The organism is bacterium, from assembly GCA_008933615.1.
GTDB lineage: Bacteria > CLD3 > CLD3 > SB21 > SB21 > SB21.
In genome coordinates this window covers 1-3537 of the sequence record WBUR01000083.1, presented here as the reverse complement: position 1 = coordinate 3537, position 3537 = coordinate 1, and the positions used below count along the sequence as shown (strand labels likewise).

Annotated in this window: 1 protein-coding gene; it reads right to left on the bottom strand. The window is 42.8% G+C overall.

Annotated features, from left to right (window positions below):
• A partial coding sequence (locus F9K33_16435) for an AMP-binding protein (protein ID KAB2877418.1) occupies nt 1-3537 on the bottom strand: 3537 nt, incomplete at both ends.

Genomic DNA, 3537 nt, shown 5'->3' with positions numbered 1-3537 from the left:
GGCAAAGCGAGCGGGAGTGGTGTAGTTGTTTCCTGTTGCTGGAGGATATGTTCAGTCTGATCCAGAATAACAGTTTGACCTGAATAGGAGGCTAGTGTTTCTTTGAGTTTATCCTGCAGTTGAGAGTGTGTGATAAGGACAGAAGCTTGAGTATCATCAAGCATGAACTGGAGGCGCTCTTGCGGGTAATCAGGATCGAGTGGGACATAAGCCCCTCCTGCTTTCAAGATGCCCAATAAGCCAATGATCATCTCCAGGGACCGTTCAACCGCAATGGCGACGAGTGTATCTGGTCCCACCCCGAGTGTCCTGAGATAGTGAGCTAATTGGTTGGCTTTCTCATTGAGCTGCTGATAGGTGAGCTCTTGGTCTTCAAAGACAACAGCAATATTGTCCGGTGTCTTTTCTACTTGTTCCTCAAACAACTGATGGATCGTTTTGTTCTTTGGATAGTCTGCTTTGGTATCGTTCCATTCAATAAGAATCTGCTGCTTCTCTGCAGAGGTTAAAAGAGACAGATCTTGAAGAGTTGTTATTAGTTTATCGCTCTCTTGAGATTGTAATATACCTCGGAGGATTTGGTGAATATGGCCAGACAATTTCTGAATATACGCTTCATTAAAATGTACGGTCTGGTAAGCTAGGCTGATATGAAGTTGTCGCCCAGGCCCGATAACGACCGTTAGAGGATATTCCGTTTTTTCTATCCCTTGGACTCCCTTTATTCTAAAGCTATCCTTTCTAGGCTCAACATTTTCTCCTATGGGATAGTTCTCAAACACAAATATCACGTTAAACAAGCTTTGATGGATGTTTGACCAGTTTTGGATTTGCGCGAGGGGTGTATAGGCATACTCATTTAACTTTTGAGCGTCTTCTTGCAGATTTGTGAGGAAAGAAAGAACAGAATCTTCAGGTTGTGGGCTTACTTTTAAAGGAAGGGTATTAATAAAGATGCCCACCATCTCTTCTATGCCTGGAAAATCTATGTTTCTTCCCGAGACAGTCACTCCCATCACGGGTTCTGCTTGTCCTGTATAAGCCTTTAAGACAAGTCCCACGGCGCCCTGGATCACAGTATTCAAGGTAAGGCCGTTATCTTGAGCGAAATGTTTTAATCTATCCGTTTCTTCAAGAGACAAAACAACAGAGTAGTTCTCGTAATCCTTTTCGTTGGGTTCAACGAGACCCTTAAAGCTTAATCGTGTCGGTTCTTCTATGGAACAGAGATACTTCTTCCAGAAAGTTTTGGCTTCTTCCATATCCTGCTGTTGCAACCAAGCTATATAGTCTCGATAAGGACGACGAAGAGCCAGTTGAGGTTCTTTCCTTTGCTTTATCGCGGCATAAGTTTTGAATACATCTCCTAAGAGGATAGGTAAACACCAGCCATCTGTTAAAATATGATGCTGGCTCCAGAGCATGTAACATTTATCTTGAGAACATCGAATTAGCGTAATTCTAAAGAGCGGTGCTTTTCTTAGATCAAATCCCCTTTGCCGATCTTCTTGGATAAATTCTTCGAAGATCTCTTGTTGCTCATCTTCCGTAAGCCCAGTCCAGTCAAGCTCTGTAAAGGGAAGTTGCGTTGTTTCTAAAACATACTGTAGGGGGGTTTCGAGCTTTTCCCATATAAACCCTGTCCTTAAGATTGGGTGGTGGTCACATACTAGCTGCCAGGTTGATCTCAGTGCTTGTATATCAAGCTCACCCTCGAGCTCAAAAATAGTTTGCACAAAGTAAGCATCTGAGGTTGGAGCGTATAGGGCTTGGAATAATAACCCAGATTGCATCGGTGAAAGAGGATAGATCGACTCAATAAGAGGAATGCACCCAAAGTTTTTATCCAGAGCGAATTGAGAAAGAGATAAGAGGTTAAAATCTGATGGTGTATATCCAAAATTTTCTTCTTGAGAGCAATGGTGGATGATCTGTTTAAGTCTGTAAGCAAAGGCTTGAGCAAGGGATTGTATGGTTTGTGATTGATAATGATGGGTACTGTAACTCCAGAAGAGCTGGAGGATACCTTGTCTGACTTCACAGTTAATATTTAAGAGATAAGTGGAAGTATTTTCCAGAGCTATGGAACAGCCGGCTGATTCCCGCGCAAAGCCAAAGAGTTCTTCTTGGGCAAGAGTGTTATCCCATTGCCCTAAGTAGTTAAAGCTTAGGCTTGGATGAGCATGTGGTGGGTAGACGATGGGATCAGACTCAACGGGAGCAGCAGATAAAGGTTTTTCCTGTGTTAGATATTTTAAAATCCCGTATCCAATGCCCTTATCAGGGATTTGTCGCAGGGTTTCCTTGACGGTTTTAATGATCTCTCCAAGATCAGAGGGATCTTCCACGCTAAGGTAGACGGGGAAGATGGAGGTAAACCATCCGACGGTACGTGATAAATCGATATCTTTGATGATATTCTCTCGACCATGTCCTTCTAAAGAAAGCGAAAGACTATAGTTTTGTGTCCAATCTCCAACAGCTAAGACAAGAGCCGCTAAAAGGATATCATTGATTTGTGTACGATAAGCTTTGGGGACTCTTTGTAAGAGAGCTGTCGTTTCTTCAGGGGTCAGAGCAAGCGCAATAGTGTCTGTATGAGTCCCTGTATGGGGTCCTTTGTTAAAATCAATCGGCAAGGGTTGAAGAGATTGTTCAATTGTTTGCCAATAAGGGATTTGTTGTTTCAGTTCTTCGGATTGTGCATAAGCGACTAGAGCTTGGCCCCACTGTTGATAGGAATGGGTTTTTGAGGGGAGAGTTGGTGTTTGGTTTTGATAAACATAATTTAAATCTTCGAGTAAGATCCGCCAGGATACCCCATCAACGACTAAGTGATGAATAGCAATCAACAAACGAGCTGGCCTTTTGAGACCGCAATCGAACAATGCTACTTTAAGGAGGGGGCCTGTTTCAATTATTAAACTTTGTTGAAGAAGCGTTGCCTGCTGTTCAATTTGAATTGGTAGATCTTGATTAGGAATATGTGAGAGATCAATGATACTCCAGACAAGCCCTATGTCTTCATGATTTAGGTTCTCTTGCTTCCAGGTTTCTTCATAATGATAACGGCATCTGAGGGCATCATGATGCCGAATGAGTTGTTCAAAGGCTTGACGTAATAAAGCAGGGTTAAGGGGGCCATTGACCTGCAGAAGCATGGCTTGATTATAGTGATGAGGATTTTTAAGCTGTTGTTCAAAGAAGTAATGCTGGATGGGTGTAAGAGGGATATCTCCTGTGACAGTACCTTGTTCAGGTTTAAGGGTAAGTGTATCTTCTTGAGCTTGAGCGACGAGAGTTAGGTCTGCAATGGTTGGGTGATTAAATATATCTTTAACTGCTAGATGGATATCTTTTTGCCGGGCTTTTGCGACGATCTGTATGCTGATGATAGAATCGCCCCCGATTTTAAAGAAGTTATCATGGATTCCGATCTTCTCAATACGCAGAACTTCAGACCAGATGGTGCAGAGCTCTTGTTCAATCTGTGTAGTGGGCGCGATATATTCCTCTCCGACTTGTCTTAAAGAAAGG